The sequence below is a fragment of the Armatimonadota bacterium genome (assembly GCA_031460175.1).
In the GTDB taxonomy this organism is placed as follows: Bacteria; Sysuimicrobiota; Sysuimicrobiia; order Sysuimicrobiales; family Sysuimicrobiaceae; genus Sysuimicrobium; species Sysuimicrobium tengchongense.
Map to the genome: position 1 here is coordinate 1 of JAVKGW010000007.1, position 25028 is coordinate 25028.

20 protein-coding genes are annotated in these 25028 nt (G+C 69.1%); 10 read left to right on the top strand and 10 right to left on the bottom strand.

What is annotated here, in order from left to right:
* The 8 genes from QN206_09690 to QN206_09725 all read left to right on the top strand — a co-directional run.
* Window positions 1-2514 (top strand): molybdopterin-dependent oxidoreductase (locus QN206_09690; protein MDR7615077.1); only part of this gene is annotated, 2514 nt, incomplete at its 5' end.
* Window positions 2515-2684: 170 nt separating this feature from the next.
* Complete coding sequence (locus QN206_09695; GenBank protein ID MDR7615078.1) at window positions 2685-5252, top strand: molybdopterin-dependent oxidoreductase; 2568 nt, start codon at window positions 2685-2687, stop codon at window positions 5250-5252.
* A gap of 15 nt (window positions 5253-5267) precedes the next feature.
* On the top strand, window positions 5268-6005 hold the full coding sequence (locus tag QN206_09700) for a 4Fe-4S dicluster domain-containing protein (protein MDR7615079.1): 738 nt from the start codon (window positions 5268-5270) through the stop codon (window positions 6003-6005).
* A 3-nt stretch (window positions 6006-6008) separates the two neighbouring features.
* A complete protein-coding gene (gene nrfD, locus QN206_09705) occupies window positions 6009-7499 on the top strand; it encodes an NrfD/PsrC family molybdoenzyme membrane anchor subunit (protein MDR7615080.1) in 1491 nt (496 codons plus the stop codon).
* A complete protein-coding gene (locus tag QN206_09710) occupies window positions 7499-7714 on the top strand; it encodes a hypothetical protein (protein MDR7615081.1) in 216 nt (71 codons plus the stop codon). Before nrfD ends, QN206_09710 begins: the two co-directional genes overlap by 1 nt.
* Entirely contained in the window at window positions 7711-8355 is a 645-nt protein-coding gene (locus tag QN206_09715) for a molecular chaperone TorD family protein (protein MDR7615082.1), read from the top strand. Before QN206_09710 ends, QN206_09715 begins: the two co-directional genes overlap by 4 nt.
* 5 nt (window positions 8356-8360) lie before the next feature.
* Window positions 8361-9890: a 4Fe-4S binding protein gene (locus QN206_09720; GenBank protein ID MDR7615083.1), complete on the top strand. Its 1530-nt coding sequence runs from the start codon at window positions 8361-8363 to the stop codon at window positions 9888-9890.
* Window positions 9887-10369: a DUF411 domain-containing protein gene (locus QN206_09725; protein ID MDR7615084.1), complete on the top strand. Its 483-nt coding sequence runs from the start codon at window positions 9887-9889 to the stop codon at window positions 10367-10369. The genes QN206_09720 and QN206_09725 overlap by 4 nt, the downstream gene beginning before the upstream one ends.
* Window positions 10370-10382: 13 nt before the next feature.
* On the opposite strand, the gene QN206_09730 is transcribed toward QN206_09725, so the two are convergent.
* The 10 genes from QN206_09730 to QN206_09775 form a co-directional block, all read right to left on the bottom strand.
* Window positions 10383-12188: an adenine deaminase C-terminal domain-containing protein gene (locus tag QN206_09730; protein ID MDR7615085.1), complete on the bottom strand. Its 1806-nt coding sequence runs from the start codon at window positions 12186-12188 to the stop codon at window positions 10383-10385.
* 58 nt (window positions 12189-12246) lie between these two features.
* Entirely contained in the window at window positions 12247-13053 is an 807-nt protein-coding gene (locus QN206_09735; GenBank protein ID MDR7615086.1) for an electron transfer flavoprotein subunit beta/FixA family protein, read from the bottom strand.
* Window positions 13023-14060: an electron transfer flavoprotein subunit alpha/FixB family protein gene (locus QN206_09740; GenBank protein ID MDR7615087.1), complete on the bottom strand. Its 1038-nt coding sequence runs from the start codon at window positions 14058-14060 to the stop codon at window positions 13023-13025. Before QN206_09740 ends, QN206_09735 begins: the two co-directional genes overlap by 31 nt.
* A 9-nt stretch (window positions 14061-14069) precedes the next feature.
* Window positions 14070-15224, bottom strand: coding sequence for a (Fe-S)-binding protein (locus tag QN206_09745; GenBank protein MDR7615088.1), 1155 nt, complete (start codon window positions 15222-15224; stop codon window positions 14070-14072).
* The gene (locus tag QN206_09750; protein ID MDR7615089.1) at window positions 15221-18622 is read right to left on the bottom strand and encodes an FAD-dependent oxidoreductase; all 3402 of its coding nucleotides are present in this window, start codon (window positions 18620-18622) and stop codon (window positions 15221-15223) included. The genes QN206_09745 and QN206_09750 overlap by 4 nt, the downstream gene beginning before the upstream one ends.
* Window positions 18619-19152 (bottom strand): 2-oxoacid:acceptor oxidoreductase family protein, encoded by a 534-nt coding sequence (locus QN206_09755; protein MDR7615090.1) that lies wholly within the window; start codon window positions 19150-19152, stop codon window positions 18619-18621. Before QN206_09755 ends, QN206_09750 begins: the two co-directional genes overlap by 4 nt.
* Window positions 19142-20005, bottom strand: coding sequence for a 2-oxoacid:ferredoxin oxidoreductase subunit beta (locus tag QN206_09760; GenBank protein MDR7615091.1), 864 nt, complete (start codon window positions 20003-20005; stop codon window positions 19142-19144). The genes QN206_09755 and QN206_09760 overlap by 11 nt, the downstream gene beginning before the upstream one ends.
* On the bottom strand, window positions 19965-21152 hold the full coding sequence (locus tag QN206_09765; GenBank protein MDR7615092.1) for a 2-oxoacid:acceptor oxidoreductase subunit alpha: 1188 nt from the start codon (window positions 21150-21152) through the stop codon (window positions 19965-19967). The genes QN206_09760 and QN206_09765 overlap by 41 nt, the downstream gene beginning before the upstream one ends.
* The gene (locus QN206_09770; GenBank protein MDR7615093.1) at window positions 21149-21358 is read right to left on the bottom strand and encodes a 4Fe-4S binding protein; all 210 of its coding nucleotides are present in this window, start codon (window positions 21356-21358) and stop codon (window positions 21149-21151) included. The genes QN206_09765 and QN206_09770 overlap by 4 nt, the downstream gene beginning before the upstream one ends.
* Window positions 21359-21540: 182 nt before the next feature.
* Window positions 21541-22200: a CBS domain-containing protein gene (locus QN206_09775; protein MDR7615094.1), complete on the bottom strand. Its 660-nt coding sequence runs from the start codon at window positions 22198-22200 to the stop codon at window positions 21541-21543.
* A gap of 344 nt (window positions 22201-22544) precedes the next feature.
* Between QN206_09775 and QN206_09780 the strand changes: the two genes are divergently transcribed.
* Window positions 22545-23033: an Rrf2 family transcriptional regulator gene (locus QN206_09780; GenBank protein MDR7615095.1), complete on the top strand. Its 489-nt coding sequence runs from the start codon at window positions 22545-22547 to the stop codon at window positions 23031-23033.
* Window positions 23030-25003 (top strand): Sec-dependent nitrous-oxide reductase, encoded by a 1974-nt coding sequence (gene nosZ, locus QN206_09785; GenBank protein ID MDR7615096.1) that lies wholly within the window; start codon window positions 23030-23032, stop codon window positions 25001-25003. The genes QN206_09780 and nosZ overlap by 4 nt, the downstream gene beginning before the upstream one ends.
* Window positions 25004-25028 lie beyond the last annotated feature (25 nt).

Sequence of the window (25028 nt, forward strand, 5' to 3'; positions counted from 1 at the left end):
TACTTCTGGGGCCGCCAGAAGGCGGGAAGGACGGAGTTTGCGCGCCGGTTCGTACAGGAGAGCTTCGGGTCGGTCAACTTCCACGGCCACACCACCGTCTGCCAGGGGTCCCTGTACTTCGCCTGCAAAGCCATGAGCGAGCAGTACGAGTTCGACGAGAAAGACGGCAAGATGAAGTGGACGAAGGGCCGCAAGTTCTACTGGCAGGCGGACACCGAGCACAGTGAGTTCGTGGTCTTCGTGGGCGCTTCTCCCTTCGAGGGGAACTACGGACCCACCAACCGGGTGCCGCGCCTGACGGAGGGGCTGGCGACCGGACGGCTGAAGTTCGCGGTCGTGGACCCGCGGCTGTCCAACACGGCGGCGAAGGCGTGGAAGTGGATTCCCGCAAGACCGGGAACCGAGGGCGCGCTGGCCCTGGCCGTGATCCGGTGGATCCTGGACCACCAGCGGTACGACGCCCGGTACCTGCGCAACGCTAACAAGGCCGCGGCGGAGGAGGACGGGGAGCCCACGTGGTGCAACGCCACCTGGCTGGTGAAGCTGGAGAAGGGCAGGCCGGAAGGGTTCCTGCGGGCCTCGGACCTCGGGCTGCCGGTCCAGAAGCGCAGCCAGGAGGTCAAGGGCAAGCGGGTGGAGTACGAGTTCGACCCGTTCGTGGTGCTGCGGGACGGCAGGCCGGTCCCCTTCGACCCGTACGACGAGCAGAACCCCGTGGAGGGAGACCTTCTGGTGGACACGACCCTGAACGGGATCCGGGTGAAGAGTGGGCTGCAGCTGCTGGGGGAGGAGGCACGTCGGCACAGCCTGCAGGAGTGGGCGGAGATCTGCGGGGTGCGGGCGGAGGACATCGAAGAACTGGCCCGGGAGTTCACCGGCCACGGCAAGCGGGCGGCGGCAGACATCCACCGCGGGGTGAGCCAGCACACCAACGGGTTATACAACGTGTGGGCGTGGATGACCCTGAACGTGCTGATCGGCAACCTGGACTGGAAGGGGGGCATGGCCTCCGCGAAGGTGTACGACCCGAGCGGCGAGAAGGAGGGGCAGCCCTTCAACCTGAAGGAGCTGCACCCGAAGCGCACCACGCCCTTCGGGGTGAGCATCATCCGGCACGAGACGAAGTACGAGGAGTCCACGTTGTTCCGGGGCTATCCTGCGAAGCGGCCCTGGTACCCCCTGTCCAGCGACGTCTACCAGGAGATCGTTCCGTCCATCGGGGACGCCTACCCCTACCCCATCAAGATCGCGTTCCTGTACATGGGGTCGCCGGCCTACTCCCTGCCCGCAGGGCACACCACCATCGAGGTCCTGAAAGACCCGAACAAACTGCCGCTCTTCGTGGCCGTGGACATCACGGTGGGCGAGACGTCCATGTACGCGGACTACATCATCCCGGACCTGTCGTACCTGGAGCGGTGGGAGTTCCACGGGAGCCACCCGAACATGACGGTGAAGGTGCAACCCGTGCGGCAGCCCGTGATCCCGCCCATCCCGGAGACCGTGCGGGTGTTCGGGGAGGAGATGCCGATTTCCCTCGAGGCGTTCCTGCTGGCGTGCGCGGAGCGCTTGGGGCTGCCCGGTTTCGGCAAGGATGGGTTCGGGCCTGGGCAGGACCTCCGGCGGCCGGAGGACTTCTACCTGAAGATGGTGGCGAACGTGGCGGCGGGTGACAAACCCGGGGACGCGGTCCCGGACGCCTCCGATGAGGAGGTGCGCCTCTTCCTGCAGGCCCGCCGACACCTGCCGAAGAGCGTGTTCGATCCGGAGAAGTGGAAGCGGGCGGTGGGCCAGGCTTGGTGGCGGAAGGTCATCTACGTACTGAACCGCGGCGGCCGGTTCCAGGAGTACGAGAAGGCCTTCAAAGGGGAGCAGCTGGCGAACCAGTACGGCACCCTGGTGAGCATTTACTCGGAGAAGGTGGCGAAGACGAAGAACAGCATGACGGGTAAGGCCTTCCCCGGGCTGCCCACCTACATTCCCGCACCCCTGGACGCGCTCGGCCGACCGGTGGAGGACGAGAAGGCAGGCTACGACCTGCACCTCATCACCTACCGGGAGATCAGCCACACAAAGTCCCGGACCGGCTCCAACTACTGGCTCCTGGCCCTGCTGCCGGAGAACTTCGTCCTCGTGCACCGGCAGGACGCGGAGCGTCTGGGCCTGAAGGACGGGGACTGGGTACGGGTAACCTCCGCCAGCAACCCGGACGGCATCTGGCCGGTGCTGGACGGGCACAGCAAGCCCATGGTGGGCCGGGTCCGGGTCACGGAGGGGATCCGGCCGGGTGTGGTGGCGTTCTCCCTGGGCCACGGTCACTGGGCGTACGGGGCCGTGGACCTGGTGATCGACGGGAAGGTGCTGAAGGGCGACGCGCGGCGGGGCCAGGGGATCCACGCGAACGCCGCCATGCGGGTGGATCCGGTGTTGAAGAATGTGTGCCTGAGCGACCCTGCAGGGGCCAGCGCGGTGTTCTACGACACGCGGGTGAAGCTGGTGCGGGAGGCTTCCTGAGGCGCGGCCGGCGCACGAGGGTATCCCGCATAGGATGACGGACGGAACCGGTCCGTCAAGTCGTTTATCCCTCGGGTCAAGAACGGATTGAGAATCGGTTCCACGCCGGACCCCGTCCGGTCCGGCGGCTCGTAGCATGTCCTCTCAGAGACGGGACCGCGGGGTGCACGATGAAGGTAACGCGACGGACGTTTCTGCGGACCTCCGCCGCTGCAGGCGGCAGCCTTCTGGCCAGCCGGCTGCTGTTCGGTGATCTGGAGACGCTTCGGGCAGCTCCGCGTGGCGTCTCCGGGGCCGTGGAGGAATGGGTTCCCACCACCTGCTGGATCGGCAAGCAGGACTGTGGGGTTCTGGCCCGGCGCATCGGCGGCAGGGTGGTGAAACTGGAGGGGAACCCCGCACACCCTCGCAACCGGGGCACCCTCTGCCCCAAAGGGGTCGCGCAGATCACCGCCCTGTACGACCCGAACCGGGTGAAGGCTCCCCTCATCCGCACGAACGAGAAGGGGGTTCCGGGCCGGTGGCGCCGGGCCACGTGGGACGAGGCGCTGCGGCTCGTGGCGGACCGGATCCGGGAGGTGCGGGCGAGGAACCCGAAGCTGGTGGTCTGGCAGAAAGGACGCGGCAAGGCCGGGGCCTTCTACGACACCGCCTTCGTGAAGGCCCTGGGTGCGACCAAGCTCGGCCACGGCGCCTTCTGCTCGGACGCGGGATACCGCGCCTGCGAGTACACGGTGGGCATCAGCGGGGTGCTGCACCCGGACTTCCGGTACGCGAGGTACATCCTGGCCTGGGGATGGAACCTCACGAACGCCGGCGGAAACCAGCTGTGCTGGATCACTTGGCCCCAGCAGCTCCTGCAGGCGCGGGAGCGGGGGTGCAAGGTGGTCCTCATCGACCCGCGGCGGAGAGGGGGAGGTCCGTTCGTGGACGAGTGGCTCCCCATCCGGCCGGGGACGGACCTCGCGCTGGCCCTCGCCCTGTGCCACGAGCTCGTTCAGCTCGGGGCGGTGGACCGGGAATACCTCGTCCGGTACACCAACGCGCCCTTCCTCGTGCAGGAGGACGGGTTCTTCCTGCGCCGGGACGGCAAGGAGCAGGTGTGGGACCAGAAGTCCGGGGGCCCAAGAGCGTACGACGCGCCGGGGGTGGAGCCGGCCCTGGAAGGTGAGTTCACGGTGGAGGGGCGGAGGGTGAAGCCCGCCTTCCAGGTCTTCAAGGACCACGTGGCACCCTACACCCCGCAGTGGGCCGCGGAGGTGTGCGGGCTGCCGGCAGAGCAGATCCAGCGGGTGGCCCAGGAGTTGGCGGAGTACGCCCACATCGGCGCCACGGTGGTGGTGGACGGGGTCCGGGTGCCGTATCGGCCGGTGGCCATCCACGCCTACCACATGGCGCAGCAGGAGCTGGGCTTCCAGGCGGTGCGGGCCATGACCCTGATCATGATGCTGCTGGGGGCCGTGGGGGCGGTGGGCGGGCAGCGGTTCGAGGTCGGGCCGTGGAAGCTGCACGAGAACTTTGAGAAGCTGGACCGCATCGAGATCAAAGATCCCCCTTACGACTTCACCCTGAAGGACTCGAAGTTCTTCCCCATCAACTCCGCAAGCCCCGCGGTGGTGGCGAAGGTCATGCAGAACCCCGAGAAGTACGGGGTGAAGGACCTGCCCGAGGTCTTGATCCTCCACATGACGAACCCGCTGCGGGCGTACGGGTCTGCCCCGGACATCCGGGAGGCGTACAGGAAGTTCAAGTTCATCGTGGCCATCGACCCGTGGCTCTCATTGACCGCGGACCTGTTTGCGGACGTGGTGCTCCCCGCGGCCACCCTGGAGAAGTACGAGGGCCCGTACTCCGCCGCGGACCAGTACGTGGACGCGGTGGCCCTCCGCGTCCCGGTGATGCCGCCTTTGTTCGAGAGCCGCGGGGAGATCGAGATCTACCTGGACCTGTGCGAGAAGCTGGGCGTCCTCTACGGCAAGGGCGGGTACCTGGACCACCTGAACGAGGCGCTCAAGCTGAAGGATCCGTACAAGTTGCCCCTGGACCGGAAGCCCACGGTGCGGGAGATCTTCGACCGGTGGGCGAAGTCGGAGGGGATCCCGGAAGGGGTGGCCTACTTCGAGAAGCACGGGGTGCGGCCGAAGGGCGTCATCAAGGCCACCCAGCTCTACGGCTACGCCACGGATCCGCCCTTCGGTGGGGTGCGGCACCGCTTTTACGGGGAGTCCCTGCTGCGCTACCGGAACGAGATGCGATCGAAGGGGGCGGGTGAGATCTACTGGCGGGACTACACCCCGCTGCCCACCTGGCGGAAGCCCACCATGGAGAACTCGCCGCCCGAGTACGACCTGTACCTGGTGAGCTACAAGCTGATCGAACACAAGCAGTCCCGTTCCGCACAGCTCCCTCTTCTCTCGGAGCTCGCACGTCGGGCATGGCTGGAGATCAACCCCGCCACGGCCCGGGCGAAGGGGATCCGGGACGGGGAAGAGGTGTGGGTGGAGTCCCACAACGCGCTGACGGGCGAGACCCGGCGGGTGAAGGCGGTCGCCCGCTACCGGGAGGGGATCCGGCCCGACACCGTGGGCCTGCCACACCACTTCGGGGCGGCGGCGAAGCATCCGTGGGCGGACGGCAACGGGGCAACGGGCGCGGAACTGTACTTCACGGGGGAGGGGTACGTGGCGAACACCGCGGACCAGTCCTTCCACGTGAAGGTCCGCGTCTACAAGGCATAGGACCGGAGGTGGCGGATGCCGAAGTACGCCATGGTGATCGACCTGGACCGGTGCATGGGGTGCCGGGCGTGCATGGAGGCGTGCAAGGTGGAGAACAACACGCCCACCGCCCACTTCTGGATGTACGTGTTCCGGTTCGAGGAAGGCCACTACCCCAACACCCACGTGTGGTTTCTGCCCCGCCCCTGCATGCACTGCGACAACGCCCCGTGCGTGAAGGTGTGCCCCGTGGGCGCCCGGTACAAGCGGGAGGACGGGTTGGTGGCCACGGACTGGGACCGGTGCATCGGGTGCCGCTACTGCGAGGTGGCCTGCCCGTACGGGGTGAACTTCTTCAACTGGAAGGACCCGCGGAAGAACGCGTACCTGGACTGGGACGACGCGGACCTGAGGCCGCGGACGGACGGGAACAGCCCGCCCTACCGCAACCCGGACCTGGACCGGCGGTACGGGAAGGAAGGTCGGCGCACCGCGGGCGGAGGTCGGCTGCGGGGGGTCATCGAGAAGTGCACCTTCTGCGTCCACCGGGTGGAGCGGGGGCTCAAGCCCGCGTGCGTGGCGAACTGCCCCGCCTTCGCCCTCCTGTTCGGCGACCTGGAGGATCCGGCGAGCGAGGTGTCCCAGGTGCTGAAGCGGAAGCCATCCTTCCGACTGCTGGAAGAGCTGGGCACCGAGCCGCGGGTGTACTACGTGGGCGGGCACCCGCCGCACCCGGAGTCCAAGCCCGTGGAAGAAATCGTTGCGAGGGTCTGAGCCATGGCCACGCGGACGGAAACCCTCCCGTACGGCGTCGGACGGTTCACCGCCGGCTGGTGGCTGCTGCTGGCGGTCCTGGCGGTGCTGGTGGGTTGGGGTTTGTACGCCTACTCCCGCCAGCTCGCGGAGGGACTCGTGGTGACGGGGCTGCGGGACATCGGGAGCATGGCGGGGGCGGCGTGGGGCCTGTACATCGCCTTTGACATCTACTTCGTGGGGGTGAGCTTCGCAGGCATCACCATGGCGGCCCTGATCCGGCTGCTGCGCCTGGAGGAGCTCAGGCCGGTGTCGCGCATGGCCGAGCTGCTGACCATCGTGGCTTTGATCCTGGCGGCCTTCAGCGTCCTACCGGACCTAGGCCAGCCCGTGCGGGGCATCGTGAACCTGTTGCGGTACGCGCGGCCGCAGTCGCCCTTTTTCGGCACATTTACCCTGGTGATCTCCGGCTACCTGTTCGCGAGCCTGGTGTACTTCTACCTGGACGGCCGGCGCGACGCGGCCCTGCTGGCGCGGATCCCGAGCCCCCTGCAAGGCTTCTACCGCCTGTGGGCTGCGGGCTACCGGGATACCCCGGCGGAGCGTGAGCGGCACCACCGCACCGCCTTCTGGCTCGCCATCGCCATCGTGCCTTTGCTGGTGACCGCCCACTCCACCCTGGGGTTCGTGTTCGGGATCCAGTCCGGCCGGCCTGGCTGGTTCAGCACGCTGCAGGCCCCTGCTTTCGTGGTAATGGCTGGCGTGTCGGGGATCGGGCTGCTGCTGGTGATCGCCGCGGTGTTTCGGCACGTGCTGGGCGAGCGTGAGCGGTTGCACGAGGGCATCTTCCGCTGGCTAGGGGGTCTGCTGGCGCTGCTGGTGCTCGTTTATCTCTACTTCACAGTGGCGGAGCTGCTGACCACCACCTACACGGGTCACGAGGTAGAGGTGCGGCTGACCCTGGCGCTGCTCAACGGACCGTACGCCTGGCTGTTCTGGGTCAGCATGGGGGCGCTGGTGCTGGCGCTGGCGTCGCTGGTCCTGCCCTACGTACCCTCCCTGGTGCCCGTGCGCGTGCCCTCCTTCCAGCCGGCCTTCGCGCGTGCAGCCGGTCTGGCGGCGGCGGGCGCGGGGCTGGTCCTGATGATCTACCGCCACAGCCCCCGCCTGGTCCCCGTGGCCGGAGCTGGCGGGCCCGAACCCGAATGGGTGGGGTGGGTGCTGGCGGGTCTGGCGGTGGTGTTCGTCCTGTCGTGGTTCCCTCTGTTCGCCCGGAGCGTGGTGGCCGCAGGCGTGGCGGGAGGCTTGCTGGTGAACGTGGCCGCGGTGGGCAAGCGGCTGCTCATCGTGGTGCCCTCGCAGACGCATGGCACGCTCCTACCGTACGGACCCGGCTCGTACACGCCCACGTGGGTGGAGTACAGCGTCGTGGCCGGCCTGTTCGCGCTCGGCACGCTGCTGTACACCCTGTTCGTGAAGGTGTTCCCGATCATGGAGGTTGCGGAGGAACGGTGATGCGGGCGGCCTGGACGCTGCTGTTGGTGTTGGTGGGTTTTGGCCTACAGGCGGTGAGCTACTTCTTCTTAGCGGCACCCCTGGGGGTTCCCAGCAGCCCTGTGTACAGCGACCCGCGGTTGCCGTTCGCGCCGGCCCTGTTCATCCTGGGTGTCATGCTCGTGTTCTTGGCCGCGGTGGTGTACGAGCTCTTGCCGGAGCGCAGCTCCCCGTGAAGGCCCTCGCCGCGGCCCGGCACGCCCTCTACCGGTTCTTCGGCCTGGTCTTCCTGTACCCGGATCCTGGGCGGCGGGCGCGGCTGCGCCGGCTGGCGCGGGCGCTGGGGGCGGAGAAGGCCGTGCGCGGCCTGGCCTTCTTCCCCGTTTGGCGGGCGTCCTGGGAGCGGCTCCAGCAGAACCTCGGGGAGGGGCTGGAAGAGGTGTACCTCCGGATCTTCGACCTCACGGGTCGGCGAGGAGGCTGCTCCCTCTGCGAGTCCGGCTACCGGGACGCTTCCTGGCAGGCAGCGGCGGAGTTGCAGCGGGAGTACCGGGAGGCGGGAGTCCAGCCGAAGGGTCCGGAGCCTTCGGACCACCTCTCCGTGGAGCTGGAGTACCTGGCCGTGCTCGTGGCGAGGGAGGCTAGGGAGTGGGAGGCCGGCACGGCCGGGGTGGAGGAGATCTTGCGACGGCAGCGAGACTTCCTGCGGGCACACCCGTGCGCCTGGGTGCCGGAGCTGGTGGTTCGCGTCCGGGAGCACGACCCCACGGGCGTGTACGCGGCAGCGGCGGAGGCGCTGGAGGCCTTCCTGGAGCACGAGGGGGACCTTACGGAGCTGCTCCTCCGGCAGGTGGGGAAGGTGGAGCTGGCGCGGTGATGGGGATGGGGGAGCCTGGACGGGCCCTGCTCGTGATCTGCGGACACCGAGGGAATCGGGGCGCGCCGTGGGCGGATCTGGGGGCGGTGGAGGAGATCCCGGGTGCGTGCGAGTTTCCGGAGCGCCTCGTCCGGTTGCTCCGCTCCCACCCCGCGGATCGCGGCGTCCTCGCCCTCTGTGGGGTCTGGGCGCTCCCGGAGGACGTCCGGGTGGCCCTGCGGGGCGCGGGGAAGGACCCGGAGGCCTTTTTCGCGCTGGATCCGTGGTCCGGGCAGGATTCCGAGGCGGGTGCAGAACGCGCGGCGCTCCTGATCCGGGCGGCCCTGGCGCGGGTGCGGGTGTGGCCTGGCACGGTCCCGGCGAACCTGGCTCCGTACCTGCCGGAGCGGCTAAGCCGCCGCACGCTCCTGCGGTTCCCACCCGTGGCGTACCGGGTGGTCCCTCGGGTGGAACGGGACCGGTGTCGGGCCGCGGACGGCTGCGCGGCGTGTGAGGGGAGCTGTCCTGTGGACGCCCTCCGGGTGGCCGAGGGCCGAGTCGTGCTCGATCGGACGAAGTGCACGGGGTGCGCGGCATGCGTGGAGGCCTGCCCGCACGAGGCGGTGGTCTTTCCGGGGTACATGGGGGAGGAAGTGGCCGCGCACGTGGAGGCCTTGCTGGATCCCACGGTGGGCCCTCCGGGGCCGAGGGGGATCGTGTACGTGTGCGCGGGCGTCCCCTGGGATCCCTCGTGGGATGCGAGGTGGCTTCCGGTTCCCGTGGCGTGCGTGAGCTCGCTACCTGTCTCGTGGATCCTCGCGCCCCTTTTACGGGGGGCGAGTTCGGTCGCGGTGGCGCCGTGCGCCTGCAAAAGAGGGGAGGGCGCCCGTGGGGTGCTGGAAGCCCGGCTGGAGTTCTGCCGGGCGTATCTCGGAGGGCTTGGGCTCGGGGAGCGGAGGATCCACGGGGCGCTGCTCTCCGTGGCGCCCCACGAGGAGCCTGCCCTGCCGCGGTGCGGGGACGGGGAAGGGACGTTGTTCGGGACAGGACCGGAGGCCGCTTCCAGGGTGCTGCGCCTATTGGCGGACGTGGCGGGTCGGGCCGCGTGGGTCGAGCACCCGGCTTCTCCCCTGGGCCTGGTGGAGATCGACGCGGGAACCTGTACCGGGTGCGGCATGTGCGCGGCGCGGTGCCCGACGGATGCCCTCAGCTTCGTGCAGGACGGGGAGGCGGTCCTGCGATGGGATCCCGCCCGATGCACGGGGTGTGGGCAGTGCACCGGGGTCTGCCCGGAGATCGAACGGGGGGCCATCCGGGCGCGCCGTGCCGTGGACGTCGCGGAGCTGCGCCGCGGCGTCCGAACCGTGTATCGGGAGGAGGTGGTGCGCTGCGTGGCCTGCGGAGCCCCCGTGGCCCCCCGCCGCATGCTGGAGCGGGTGACGGGCCTGCTGGGGGAGGACGGCCGCGCGTGGGAGGAGGTGCTCTCGTGGTACTGCTCGGAGTGCAGGGCCCTTCGAGGCCGAGGGGTCGGCCTGGAGCCGGAGGCGGGAGCGTGAGGCGAGGCAGCCTTCGGAACGTACCCTGGGCGGCGTTTGCGCTGGTTCTGGCCGCGCTCCTCGGCGGGTGGTGGTCGTGGCGGCGGGCCGCATCCCCGGAGCTCCCGAGTCCGGCACGGGTGGTCGTGTACCAGAACCCGCGCTGCGGCTGCTGCGGGGTGTACGTGGGCTACCTCCGTGGGGCGGGCTACGCGGTCGAGGTGGTGAGGACGGAGGACATGGAGGGGGTCAAGCGGCGGTACCGGGTGCCGCGCCCGCTTTGGAGCTGTCACACCGCGGTGGTGGGCCGGTACTTCGTGGAGGGGCACGTGCCGGCGGAGGCGGTGCAGGAACTGCTGCGGCGGGCCCCGGACGGGCTGGGGATCGCACTCCCCGGCATGCCCAGCGGGTCGCCCGGCATGCCCGGCCTGCGGCAGGGATCCTTTGTGGTCTATGCGGTCACCTCCGCGGGCACGTGGCGGGAGTTCGGGCGGTTCTAGATCGGCCGGGGGATCACAGGTCCCGGAACAGGGTCTTGAAATCCACCTCCGGCCACAAGCCCACCACGCTTCCGTCCCGCACCCGCACGTATCCCCGCTCGCTGATCTTGAAATGCGGAATGGCGGCCGCGGTGAGGATGTCTACGGTGAGAGAAGGTCGGGGGCTGTGGAAGCCGAGTGCGCGCAGCGCCTCGTCCACCGCCCGCTCCCGCCGCGCCACCTCCTCCAAAGGCAGGGTGGAGACTACCCCCGCTACGGGGGCAGGGAGCTCCGCCCGGATCTCTCCTCCCGTCACCACCGCACATCCGCCCCCGAGCGCCACCACCCGTCGGATGGCGAGGGCCATGTCCTCGGGAGATCGACCCACACACAGGAGACAGTGGGCGTCCCAGGCCATGGTGGTGGCGTAGCCGCCTTGCCGCATCCCGAGTCCCTGCACGAAGCCCACAAAGGCGCGTCCGGGCTCCGAGACCCGGTCCACCGCGGCCACGAGAGCCACATCGGCCTCCGGTGGGATCCGGACCGTTCCTTCCTCCACCGGTAGCTCCACCACGGTCTCCCGGGTGACCAGGTGCGTTGCCATTTGAATCGCCCGCACCCGCACGGCCCCCTGTCTTTGCGGGGCTACAACCCGCAGGGCTTCGGGCGGAAGGAGGCAGGCGTGGGACACGGTGCGGTAGAGCGCCTCCGGATACCGGGGAGGTCGGGACGGCACCAGGACCCTGCCGTTCTCCGCCGCCACCCGTCCGTTGGCCACCACCACCTCCGCCCGGAAGTCCTGCAAGCTCGGGGTGAGCACGAGATCCGCGTACCGGCCGGGTGCGAGCCCACCCACCAGGTGGTCCAGCCGGAAGTGCTCCGCCACGTTCAGGGTGACGGCCTGCACCGCACGGACGGGGTCCATCCCCAACCGCACGGCCTTGCGGAGGAGATGGTCCACATAGCCCTCCTCCAGGAGCTGCTCTGCGGCCACGCTGTCCGTCACCAGGCACAGCCGCCGCAGGTCCACCTTCCCGTCCCGCCACACGGAGGCCACCGCTCCCATCTCCTGCCGGACCTTTCCCTCCCGCACCATGGTGTGGTAGCCGAGCCGGAGCCGCTCCAGCACCTCCTCCGCGGTGATGGGCTCGTGACAGGAAGTCACCCCCGCGGCCGCATAGGCGGCCAGGCGACCTCCCCGCGCCCCTGCGCCGTGTCCCTCCACGACTTTTCCGGCTTCCAGGGTCGCGCGCACGAGATCCACCAGTCGCGGGTCCTCCCGCAGCACAAGGTTGGCCCAGTAGACCTCCCCCAGCCCCACCACTTCCGGCCGCCGCAACAGTTCCCGATACGTCTCCGGGTCGGGAGCCACGTCCTCCATGAAAGGGGCACAAGAGGCGAGCGGCGGGAGGGTCACGAAAACCTTCACGGGCTGGTCCCGCACCGCCTCCATCCCCGCCAGGATGCCCGCAAGACCTGCGACGGAGGCGGGCTCCGCGAGCTCGGTGATCACGGTGGTGGTGCCGGAGGCCAGGATGTACGGGATCGCCTCTTCTGGGCAGTAGCGGGCGCCCAGCAGGTGGGTGTGGCCGTCCAGGAGCCCCGGCACCGCGTACCGGCCCGCGGCCTCCAGCACGTCGGTGCGCTCTCCGATCAATCCCTCCGTCGCCGGTCCCACGTAGGCGATCCGGTCACCGGCGGCGGCGATGACCCAATCGACGTGCAGTTCCCCCGTATACACGTCCACCACCACCGCTCCCTGCACCACCAAGTCCGCGGGCTCCAGCCCCTGGGCCACCCGCATCCGCCGGGCGAATCCCTCCGCGGAGACGTTCTCCATCCCGCACCTCCAAAAAGGCCCTCTTGGGGTATGCTACAGGCTCTCCGTGGGGGAATCGCTAGAGAATCTCCCGCAGGAGGTCTTGGAGACGATCCGCGAGCAGAGCGGCCTTTTCCTCGGTGGAGCCCACAAGGATCTCGCGTCTGCGCTCCCGGCGTCCCGCTTCCTGTACGCCCGCCACCATGGTGGGCGAACCTGCGGTCCCCACCAGTTCGGGGTCCACCTGCAGGTCCTTTGCGGACCAGACGGTGACGGGAGCGTCCTCGGCCCAGGCCATACGCAGGGGGTCCAGGAACCTGGGCTCGTTCGCACCCACCCGGACGGAGACGACTGCCGGTACCGGAACCGCCACCACCTCGTACCCCGCTCCGAGCTCACGCCGGACCTTGACCTTTCGGACTTCCGGGAGGAACTCCACCCTGGACGCGTAGGTGACGTGCGGGATCTCCAGCCACTCGCCGATCTGGGCCGGCACCTGCCCCGTGGCCCCGTCGCTGGATTCCTCCCCGCACAGCACGAGGTCGTAGGCGCCGACCTGGGCGATGCCCCGGGCCAGGGTGTACGCGGTGGCCAGGGTGTCGGCCCCCGCGAACGCGCGGTCGCTCAAGAGGAAAGCGGCATCCGCGCCCATGGCCAGGGCGGTGCGGAGGTAGGGCTCGAAGAACGGGGGTCCCATGGAGATCACGCCCACCCAACCGTTCCACCGCTCCTTCATCTGGAGAGCCATCTCCAGAGCGTTGAGGTCCGGAGGGTTGATCTCCGAACGCGCCCGGGCCCGGTCCAAGGTCTTGGTCTCGGGGTTGATGCGAACCTCCTCGGGTTTGGGCACCACCTTCAGGCAGACGAGGATGCGGATTCCCTCCATGCGCTCACCTCTTCTTTCCGTCGCCGCAGCTCCTCCAGGAAGACGGGCAGGAAGGCGAAGAGGTCGTCCACGATCCCGTAATCCGCGTGCTCGAAAATGGGAGCTTCCTCGTCCAGGTTGATGGCCACCACGGTCTCCGCAGCCTCGATCCCCACGGTAAACTGCATGGCGCCGCTCGCACCGCACACCACCGCGAGCTTCGGCCTCGTCACGCACCCCGTCTGGCCGATCTGCCACTCCCGCGGCGCCCACCCCGCGTCCACGGCCACCCGGGTGGCGCCCAGCCGGCCGCCCAGGAGGTCTGCCAGTTCCCGCAGGGGACGGAAGTCCCCACGGGTCCCCCCACCCCCGACGACCAGGATTCTTGCCGTGGTGAGATCCTCCTCCGTCCCCACGCACCGCTCCAGGACTTCGATCCGGCTCTCGCCCACGGGGACCTCCACGCGGCGGACGGTCCCCGTTCTCGGCTCCGGGGTGGGCCTGGGGAAAACTCCGGGACGCACCGTGGCCATCTGCGGCCTGTGACGGGGGCACTGGATGGTGGCCAGGATCCCTCCTCCGAACCCCGCGGTAATTCCCAGGAGGTGTCCCGTTTCGGGGTCGATCCGCAGGTCCACGCAGTCCGCCACCAGACCGGTGCGCAGCCGGGCCGCCAGACGGGCCGCCAGATCCCGGCCGTTGGGAGTGGCCCCGAGAAGCAGGATGTCGGGACGGTGGGTGGCCACGAGGTGGAAGAGGACGTCCGTGTACACGTCCGACCGGTACAGATGGAGATGAGGATGGTCCACCAGAAGCACCTCGTCCGCGCCGTAACGAACGGATTCGTGTGCCAGGGGTTCGACTCCGTCGCCGAGGACCACGCCCGTGAGCTTCACCGCACGCTCCTGCGCAAGGCTGCGGGCCTTCCCCAGGAGCTCCAGGCTCACCCCCGAAGGCCGCCCGTCGGTCTGCTCCAGGTAGACCCACAGGCCCCGGGCCTCCTCGGGGCTGTACAGCGACTTGACCATCAGCACTCCCTACAGGGCCTGGGCCGCGAGCTCCGCCACATCCATCACCCGCAGGCCCTTCACGTCCAGCACCTTCACGCTGTCCTCCAGGCAGATGAGGCAGTGCGGGCAGGCGGTGACGAGGATCTCCGCCCCCGTCTCGAGCGCCTGCCGGACCCGGAGGTTCGAGAACCGCTCCTCCGGAGCCGTCTCCATCCACATCCTGCCCCCGCCGCCCCCGCAGCAGAGGGCCAGCTCCCGGTTCTCACGCATCTCCGCCAGCTCCACTCCCGGGATGGCCGCCAGCAAACGCCTGGGCTCTTCGTAGACGCCGTGCCGCCGTCCCAGGTAACAGGGGTCGTGGTAGGTTACGCGGGCCCGCACTTCCCGGGTGAACCGCAGGCGACCCTGTTCCAGGAGGCCGGCCAGGTACTCGGTGTAGTGCAGGGGCTGGAAGCCCCCCGCGAGGTCCGGGTAGAAGCGCTTGAACATGTCGTAGCAGTGCGGGGAGGTCGTGAGGAGGGCACGGACGCCAGCCTCCGCCAGAAACCTCGCATGCTGTTCCACGTACCGCCGGAGATAGGCGTCGTGGCCCAGGACGTGGATGCTCTCCCCGCAGCAACGCTCCTGCTCGCCCAAGATGCCGAAAGACACGCCCGCCTGTCGCAGCACCTGCACCAGGCTGCGGGCCACCCGCTGGATGCGGCGGTCGTACGAAGGGGTGCAGCCCACGTAGTAAAGCACTTCGTGGTCCGGACAGAACTGCGGGAGCTGCAGGTCCTTGGCCCACAAGTGCCTGTGGGAGGGCGGCCGGCGGTAGGGGTTGCCGTCCCAGTGCACGGCCCACAGGATCCTGTGCAGGTTCCGGGGGACGCCACCTGCGCGCCAGGCGTGGGAGCGGAGCCGCACGATGCCCTCCGGGATGTCCACCCCCCGCGGGCAGCCGGCCACGCACGCGGCGCACATGGTGCACCGCCAGAGGGTGTCCGCGGTGTCCGGGTCCAGCCCCAGCTGGACCCTGCGGACCACCTCCCGAATGCTCAGCCTGCCGCCGACGAGGCCCCAGGGGCATGCCGCGGTGCATGCCCCGCAGCTGAAGCAGGGGCTGAAAGCTCCTCCCGTGACCCGGAAGAGGCGTTCCCAGGCCGCGTCGTCGAAGGTGACTTCCCGCACCGACGCCGTCATGACCCGCTCCCCGACGGGACCCCGAGCTTCTGGCAGTACTCCTGCACCACCCGGTGCATCTCCGCCATCTTGCTGGCGAACAGCTTGCCCTCCGAGGCGGAGATCCACTGGAGCTGGAACCGCTCGGGAGCGATGCCCTGCCGTACGAACCGCTTCTTCCACAGCTCGTAGCGTTTGGCGGTGTAGCGGTTCGCGTAGTTGTAGTGGCAGTCAGACCCCTGATCCGTCAGGCGGCAGCCCGTGATCAGCACGGCGCCGGCCCCCTTCTCGAAGGCCCGGGTCACGAAGTCGTGCTCGACCCGAGCGGAACACATGGTGCGGATGATGCGGGCGGAAGGCGGGTACTGGAGCTTCTCGATCCCCGCCTGGTCTGCCCCCGCGTAAGAGCACCAGTTGCAGGCGAACACCAGCACCTTCTCCTGAGGCCGCTCCGCGAGCGCGGCGTCGATCTGGGCCAGGATCTGCTCCTTGGTGAAGTAGGGCATCTCGATGGCGTCGTAGTTGCACGTGGCCGCGCAGTTCCCACAGCCCTGGCAGACGGCCTCGATGATCCGGACCTTGCCCTCTTTGACCCGCCCCAGCATCTCGATGGCGCCGAACGGGCAGGCGGGAACGCAGAGCATGCACCCGATGCACCGGTCGGGATCCACCACCGCGGTCAAGGGCTCCTTCCCGATGGCCCCCCGGGACAGAAGGCCGCTGGCCTTGGCCGCGGCCGCCAGGGCCTGGGAGACGGACTCCCGGACGTCCTTGGGCGCCTGGGCGGTTCCACCGAGGTAGACGCCCTGGATCGCGGTCTCCGCGGGGCCGAGCTTGGGGTGCAGCTCCAGGAAGAACCCGTCCTCGCTGTGCGCCAGCTTTAGCTGCGCCGTGAGGTTTTCGGCCCGTGGCCGCAGGCCCACCACCAGGACCAGGAGATCCGTGGGAAGGCTCACGAGAGTCCCGGAGAGCTCGTCCCGCACCGTCACCACGCCGTCCTCGTAGCGGATGGCCTCCTGCGGAGGAAGGTCGGTCGCGTAGCGCAGGAAGACCACGCCCTCCCGCATGGCCTGTTCGTACAGCTCCTCTGCCTGCCGGCTGTAGGTGCGGATGTCCTTGGAGAGAATGCGGACGTGCTTGCCGCGGCGACGCAGCTGCAGGGCCTGGCCGATCATGGAGGCGCAGCAGTACCGGGAACAGCCCATCGGGCCCTGCCGGGAGCCCACGCAGGAGACGAAGGTGATCCGCTGGGCGTCCACCCGGTCGAGGACCTGCTCCAGCTCAAGATTGGTGATGACCCGGGGGTCCTGGCCGTACCGGAACTCTGTGGGGACGTAGGGCTCCGCACCCGTGGCGAGGACCACCGCCCCGACCGTGAGCTCCTCGCCGTCCGTGAGGCGCGCGGAGAAGTTGCCCACATACCCGCTGATGACCTCCACCTCCGTCCCCAGGTGGACGCGCACCCCGGCCCGCCGCAGTTCCTCCTCCGCCTCCCGGAGGACCTCGCGGGCGGGGACCCCCGAGGGCCACAGGGTGTCGAGATGTCGCAGGGTGCCTCCCAGCTCTGGCTCCCGCTCCACCAGGTGCGTCTCGAAGCCCTGGCGGGCCAGGTTGGCAGCGGCGGTCATGCCCGCGATGCCGCCTCCGATCACCAGGGCCCGCTGCACCACAGGCTGGGTGCGGGGTTCGAGGGGTTGGAGCCGCCGTGCCTTCTCCACCCCCATGCGCACCATGTCCTTCGCCTTCTCCGTGGCCTCGTCCCGGAAGTCCTTGTGCACCCAGGAGTCCTGGTTTCGGAGGTTGACCATCTCCAGCAGATAGGGGTTGAGGCCCGCGCGCACAAGGACTCCCCGGAAGGTCCCCTCGTGGGTCTTGGGGGAGCAGGCGGCCACCACCACCCGGTTGATGCCCTTCTCGCGGATGGCCTGAACGATTTCCTGCTGGGGGACACCGGCGCAGCTGAACATCTGGTCCTGGGCCCAGACCACGTCCGGTAGGCTCCGGGCGAAGTCCACCACCTGCTGGACGTTCACCACCCCCGCGATGTTGCTGCCGCAGTGGCAGACGAACACGCCCACCCGGGGCCGGTCCAACTCCACCGTGGGCTCCACCCGCGGCTCCTCGGGCCAGCTGCGTTCCGTGAGATGCACGAGGCTCACCGCGGCCGCGGCGCCCGCTTCCGCTACGCTGTCCGGGATGTCCTTGGGCCCCGCGGCACAGCCCGCCACGTAGATCCCGGGCCGGGTGGTGAGCAAGACCCCACCTCGCTGCGCCTGCACCTTGAGGAACCCATCCCCATCCAGCTCCACCCCCAGGATCCGGGCCAGCTCTGCGAGCCCTTCCGGCGGACGCACCGCGGGCGCCAGGACCACCATGTCGTAGTCCTGTTCGCGGACTTCCCCCGCGAGCGTGTCCTCGTACCGCACCCGGAGACCGCGTCCGTTCGGGCGGACGAAGGCGGGGCGCCCCCGGACGAACTTGGCTCCCTCCTCGCGTGCGCGCCGCCAGAACGCATCGAAGCCCTTGCCGTAGGCCCGCACGTCCATGTAGAGCACGGTCACGTCCTTGACCCCGTGGTCGAGAGCCTGGAAGGCATGCTTGATGGAGTACATGCAGCAGAACCGGGAACAGTACGGGTAGAAGCGGCGGTCCCTCGACCCTACGCAGAGGACGAACAGGAGGCTGTGGGGGGGCTGACCGTCCGAGGGGCGGAGGATCTCCCCGCCCGTGGGGCCCGCGGAGGTCAGGAGGCGCTCGAACTCGAGGGAGGTGAGAATGTCCGGATGGGTCCCGTACCCGTAAGCCCGGAGCGCGCTGGGATCGAACAGGTCGTAGCCCGTGGCCACGAGGATGGCACCCACTTCCCGCACCACCGGCTGGCTGCGCGGCATGAGGAAATCGATGCACTTGGGGCCGCAGACCTCCACGCACCGCTGGCAGGGCAGGTAGTTGGGCGGGTCGTTGAGGCAGTTCTCGATGTCCACGATGTAGGCGCCGGGGACGGCTTGGGGGATGGGGGTGTAGATGGCGCGGCGGACCTCCATGGAGGCGGTGAACTCGTTGGGCAGGACCACGGGGCACGCCTGGGTGCACAGGTCACACCGGGTGCACTCGTCGGTTACGAACCGGGCCCGCTGGCGGATGGTTACCCGGAAGGCCCCGGCCTCGCCTTCCACCCGCTCCACCTCCGCGGGTGCCAGGACCTCGATGTTGGGGTGTTGCTCCACCTCCGACATCTTCGGCGCCTCGATGCAGATGGAGCAGTCCAGGGTGGGGAAGTTCTTGTCCAGCACGGACATCTTGCCCCCGATGGTCAGGGCGCGCTCCACCAGGGTGACGCGCGCGCCGGCCCGCGCCAGGTCCAGGGCCGCCTGGATCCCCGCGATCCCGCCCCCGATGATCAGAACCCGGTCGCTCATGCCGTCCGCTCCCGCACGTACCGGTAACCCGTCTCCAGTGCCCGCAGGTTCAGCTCCACGGTCCTGGGCCGGACGGAGGTCCGCACCGCCTCCTCCAGGCTCCCCTTGCGCACGATGTCGGTGGCCGCGGCGAGGGCCCCCAGCATCACCATGTTGGCCACGATGCGGCGGCCCAGGGATTCCGCCAGCCGTGTGGCCGGCACCTTCACGGCCCGGTCTTCGGCCTGCAGGGGGACCAGGTCCTCGTCCACCAGCAGGATCCCCTGGGGCCGCAGGGTGTGCCGGTAGGTGTGGTAAGCTTCCGCGGACATGAGCACGAGGACGTCGGGGTACTCGATGTGAGGGTACTCGATGGGTTCGTCCGAGATCACCACCTCCGCGCTGGCGGCACCGCCCCGGGCTTCCGGCCCGTAGGACTGGACCAGGGTGGCCTCCTTGTCCTCGTACACCGCCGCGGCTTTCCCCAAGATGTAGCCCGCGAGGACGATCCCCTGGCCGCCAAACCCGCTGATCCGGATCTCACGCCTCATGCGGGCCGCCTCCCTGCACCTTGCGGAGCACGTGCTCCCGGTAACGGTCCATGTAGGTGGGGCGTTCGGTGTCCACGAAGACGCCGCAGAGGATCTTGGAGTCCTTGCGCATGCTGAGCGCCAGCATCTCGAGAGCTGCTCGCGGGTCGTAGTCCGCCTGCCGCCGGTAGAACCACATCTCGTCTATCCCTTCGCCGAGGTCGTTGGGACGTCCGAACCCCACGGGGCAGGGGGCCAGGACCTCGATGAACCGGAACCCGCGCTTCCGGAGGGCCCGGAGCATGGTCGCCTCCAGCTGGCGCACGTGCAGGCAGGTCCAGCGGGCCACGAACACCGCCCCGCAGGCGGCGAGGAGGCGGGGGAGGTTGAAGGGGTCCTCGTGGAAGCCGTAGGGGGAGGTGGTGGTGATGGCCCCCTGGGGCGTGGTGGGGCCCAGCTGTCCGCCGGTCATGCCGTAGTTGAAGTTGTTGACGCAGATCACGTTGAGGTCCACGTTGCGTCGGGCCGCGTGGATGAGGTGGTTCCCGCCGATGGCCACGAGGTCCCCGTCGCCGCTGAAGACCGTCACCACCAACTCGGGATTCGCGATCACCAGACCGGTGGCGAAGGGGATGGCCCGGCCGTGGGTGGTGTGAAACCCGTCCACGTTCAGATAGCCCGCGGCCCGCCCCGTGCACCCGATCCCGGAGACCACCACCTGTCGATCCAGGGGAATCCCGGAGGCCAGCATGGCCCGGGCGAAGCACCCGAGCACGGTCCCCAGGCCGCACCCCGGACACCAGATGTGCGGCAGGCGGTCCGACCGCAGGACCTCATCCAACGGATGCGTGTCGGCGACGGCTTCCCTGGGCACTCCGGTACGCCTCCTCGATGCGGAGCAGGATGAGCTGTGGGGGCATCATCATCCCGCCGGCATGGTGGGCGCCGTAAACAGGCCGGTCCGTGAACCGCTCCACCTCCCGGGCCACCTGGCCCAGGTTGAGCTCCGCCACCACGAAGGCCCGGACACGGGGCGAGAGTTGCTCCACCACATGGCCGGGGAACGGCCACAGGGTAATCGGCCGCAGGAGCCCCACCCGCATCCCTTCCTTCCGGGCCAGGCGGATCGCTTGCCGCGCGGAGCGGGCGGTGGACCCGTAGGCGACCACCACCACCTCCGCGTCCTCCACCTCCAAAAGCTCGTACTCCACGATCTGGGAGTAGGCGCGGCGGATTTTCTCGTTCAGCCGCCGGACCAGCTGGTCGTGAACCTCCGGACGCATCACGGGGTATCCCCGCTCGTCGTGGGTGAGGCTCTCCACGTACACCCGGTAGCCCTCTCCCGCCCGGGGCATGGGGGGAACGAGATCCTCGTCTGGGGCGAAGGGGAACAGGAGCTCGCCGGGAGGCACCTTCGGACGGGGCCGCTCCCACCGTTCGATCGCCTCTTCCGGGGGGATCACCACCCGCTCGGTCATGTGCCCCACCACCTCGTCCGCCAGGATCACCACGGGGTTGCGGAACCGCTCGGCCACGTTGAAGGCCCGCACGGTGAGGTCGAACATCTCCTGGCAGGTGGACGGGGCGTAGGCGACGATCTCGTAGTCCCCGTGGGAACCCCACTTGGCCTGCATCACGTCGCCCTGGCCCGCGAGGGTCGGCAGCCCGGTGGAGGGGCTTCCGCGCTGGACGTCCACCACCACGCAGGGCGCCTCCATCATGACCGCGAGGCCCAGGTTCTCCATCATGAGGCTGAAGCCGGGGCCGGAGGTGGCGGTCATGGCCTTGGCGCCGGCCCAGGAGGCGCCGATGATGGCCGCCATGCTGGCCAGTTCATCCTCCATCTGGATGTAGTGGCCGCCCACCTCCGGAAGGCGGAGCGCCAGGCGCTCCGCGATCTCCGTGGAGGGCGTGATGGGGTACCCCGCGAAGAAGGTGCAGCCCGCGGCGAGGGCCCCTTCCGCACAGGCCACGTCGCCCAGCAGGAAGTGTCGGCCGGTGAGAACCCGCCTCCCCTTCACCCGGTGACCTCCACGGTGTAGATGGCGAACTCCGGGCAGATCACGGTGCAGAACCCGCAGTGCACGCAGTCCTCTTCTTTGCCCGGCCGGACCACCGGGTAGTGGTACCCCTTGGAGTTCATGGAGGAGGACTCCATGAGGACCTCCCTGGGGCAGAAGTCGATGCAGAACCGGCAGCCCTTGCAGCGGTCCGGCAGGATGAACACCTGACCCCTCGGGATCCGGACCCTGCCGACGTTCAGAGGAGTGCGGAGGAGGGAGGACGGACTCGCCATAGCACCTACGTCCTCAAATTTCATTTACGTTCGGCCCGCATCCGTGGGGAATGCTCCAGACGGCCCATATTTTCTCGCGCATCGGGTTGATGCCCGGGATCTCCACGCCCATCTCAGCGGGATTTGCTGGGCACCCGGAACCGGAGATGGAAGGGTTGTAGCCCGGCGGCGGCCAGGTGTTCGGCCAGGACCAGGGGCGGGACGTTGGTGGCGCACAGGTCCGCCCGCTTGATCACCCCGTCCAGGCGCACGGAGAGCACGAGTCCCCAACGGTCCGGCTCCAGGGTCCGCAGGGCATGGACCAAACGGCTGAGATCCTCCAGTCCTGCGGGGAGGGCCACGGAGAGCCGCACGCCCTCCAGGTCTCCGCCCCGGAGGTAGACCAGGGCGTCGAAGAGATCGCTCTTCGTGACGATCCCCACCAGCTGCTCCCGGTCCAGGACGGGAAGGCAACCGATCCGGTGCCGGCGCATCAGGGTGGCGGCCTCTTCCACCGTGGCTCCCGGAGAGACGGTGATCACCTCGCGGGTCATCACGTCGGCAACCGTGAGATCCTGTGGGAGGGCAGGAGGACGGCTCAGCTCCGCGGACACCAGGGGAGGCAGGGCCGCCCGGAGGAGGTCCGTCCACGTCACCACGCCCACCAGCCGGTTCTCCTGCACCACGGGCAGATGGCGAACCCGGAGGCTCTGCATCTGCTCCAGGGCCTCCTGCAGGGGTGCCTGGGGGGAAACGGTCACCGGGTTCGCGGTCATCACGTCCTGGACGAGCATACATCCCTCCGGCAAGCACGTTAGCCCGCGCCCCCCTTCAGGCGCGGGCTCATGTACCACATTTCCCATGGGCTCCGGATCTGGGGCATCCGGTGCGGACCCGATTTTCCCCTCGGTCGGACGATGGATCCGTCCCCCTCGCCCCCCCGCCCGGGGAGGACGTACGGTCCGTGCAAGCGTCCAGGAGGTCGGCCCCCCATCGGGTCCCCGTTCGAGCGGGAAATCGGTTCCCCGTTGGATGGCGGGGGAGCCGGATGGCCAGTACCGTGACATCGGATCCAAGAGATCCGCCGGACCTGCGGCCACGGCAGGCCTCGGCGGGTGGAACCTTTTTGGAGCGCACCGTGCGACTGACGCGGGAGACGGAGTATGCGTTGCGGGCCCTGAGATATCTCGCGGGGCTTTCGGGAGGAGAAACAGCCCCGGCCTCCCGGGTGGCGGAGGCGTGCGGGCTTCCCCGGGAGTTCTTAAGCAAGACCCTGCGGCGGCTCGTACGGGCAGGGTTGCTGCGCTCCTCCCGAGGCCGCAGCCGCGGGTACGCCCTCACCCGCTCTCCCCGGGAGATCAGCGTCCGGGAGGTCCTGGAGGCGGTAGAGGGTCCGGACTACTTCCGGCGATGCGTGTTCTGGGACAGCCGCTGCTCCGAGGACCGTCCATGCGTGCTGCACGGGGTGTGGGCGGATGTGCGGCCGCGGCTCATGGAGGCCCTGGGTTGGCTTACCCTGGACGCCCTCCGCGATCCCGGGTGGGCCCGGGATCCCCCGGAGCCAAGGCTCCCCTCTGACTTTCGGGCTCCCGGCCCCAAAAACTCTAGGGGAGGTGAAGGGAAATGAAGCAACGCGGGATCCTGATGGGACTGGCGGTGGTGGCCGCGGCGGTGTTGGCCGTATCCCTGGCAGGGCAGGCCCAGCGGGCGGGGACGTTGCCCGCGGACGTCCAGAGCCTCATCGAGGCCAAGGGCCTCACCCCGGACCAGGTGCGGGCCGCCATCCAGACGTACGTGCCGCCCGGCAAGTACGACGAGTACCTGATGTTCTCGTCCGCCGGGCAGGGCGGGCAGGTGCTGGTGTTCGGCATCCCGTCCATGCGGCTGCTGCGGGTGATCGGGGTGTTCGCCCCAGAGCCCTGGCAGGGCTACGGGGTCGGGTCCGAGGAGACGGAGACGGTTCTGGGCTGGCGGAGCAAGGACCCGCGGCTCGCGTGGGGGGACACCCACCACCCGGCCCTCAGCGAGACGAACGGCGAGTACGACGGCAAGTGGCTGTTCATCAACGACAAGGCGGGAAGCCGCATCGCGGTCATCGACCTCCGGGACTTCGCCACCAAGCAGATCGTGCAGAACCCCAACGCGGTGAGCAACCACGGCGCGGTGGTCAGCCCCAACACGGAGTACGTGCTGGAGGTCACCCAGTACGCGGGCCCCTTCCCGTTCCGGTACGTGCCCCTCACCCAGGAGAACTACAACCGGCACTTCCGGGGCCTGGCCACCTTCTGGAAGTTCGACCGGGGCAAGGGGCGCATCGACGTGAGCAAGTCCTTCCAGATCGAGCTCCCGCCGTACTGGCAGGACCTGGCGGACTTCGGGAAGCTGGAAAGCCACGGCTGGGCCTTCTGGAACTCCTTCAACAGCGAGCGGGCCATCGGCGGGACCCTGGAGAAGAAGCCGCCCGTGGAGATCGGCGCGTCCGCCCGCGACATGGACTACCTGCACATCGTGAACTGGAAGCGGGCGGAGGAGCTGGTGGCGCAGGGGAAGTACCAGGTGGTGAACGGGATGAAGGTGATCCGCCTCAAGGACGCGGTGGAGGCGGGGATCCTGTACCTGGCCCCGGAGCCCAAGAGCCCGCACGGCCTGGACGTGGCCCCACGGGGCGACTACATCGTGGTGGGCGGCAAGCTGGACCCGAACGCCACCGTGTACAGCTTCCGTAAGATCCAGGAGGCCATCCGCAACAAGGCCTTCAGCGGCCGGGACGACTACGGGGTGCCCATCCTGAAGTTCGACGCGGTGGTGGCCGCCCAGGTCAAGCTCGGACTCGGGCCCTTGCACACCATGTTCGACGACAAGGGGAACGCGTACACGAGCCTGTTCCTGGACAGCGCGGTGGCCAAGTGGACCCTGGGGCCGCCCTACAACCCGCCGGACCGGGCGTGGAAGCTCGTGCAGAAGCTGCCGGTGCAGTACAACATCGGGCACCTCACCGCGGTGGAGGGCGACACCGTGAAGCCGGGCGGCAAGTACCTGGTGGCCCTCAACAAGTGGTCCGTGGACCAGTACCGGAACGTGGGGCCGCTGCTGCCGCAGAACTTCCAGCTCATCGACATCAGCGGGGAAGAGATGAAGCTGCTGAGCAACACGCCCATCGGCATCGGGGAGCCGCACCTGGCCCAGATCATCCGGATGGACCGGGTGAAGAGCTGGGAGACGTACCCCGTGGGCACCAACCCCCTCACCATGCGGCCGGACCCGAACGCCACCAAGCCCGGGCAGCAGCGGATCGTGCGGCAGGGCCGGACCGTGCACGTGTACATGACGGCCATGCGGAGCCACTACGTGCCGGACCGGGTGCGGGTGAAGCGGGGTGACACGGTCGTGTTCCACATCACGAACATCGAGCGGACCAAGGACGCCATCCACGGGTTCGCCATCGACCGGCACAACGTGAACCTGAGCCTGGAGCCCGGGAAGACGGAGACCGTGGTGCTGCGGGCGGAACGCCCGGGCGTGTACCCCTTCTACTGCACGGAGTTCTGCAGCGCCCTGCACCTGGAGATGATGGGCTACCTGGAGATCGAGCCGTAGGCGGAGGCGGGGGAGCGGGCCTCGG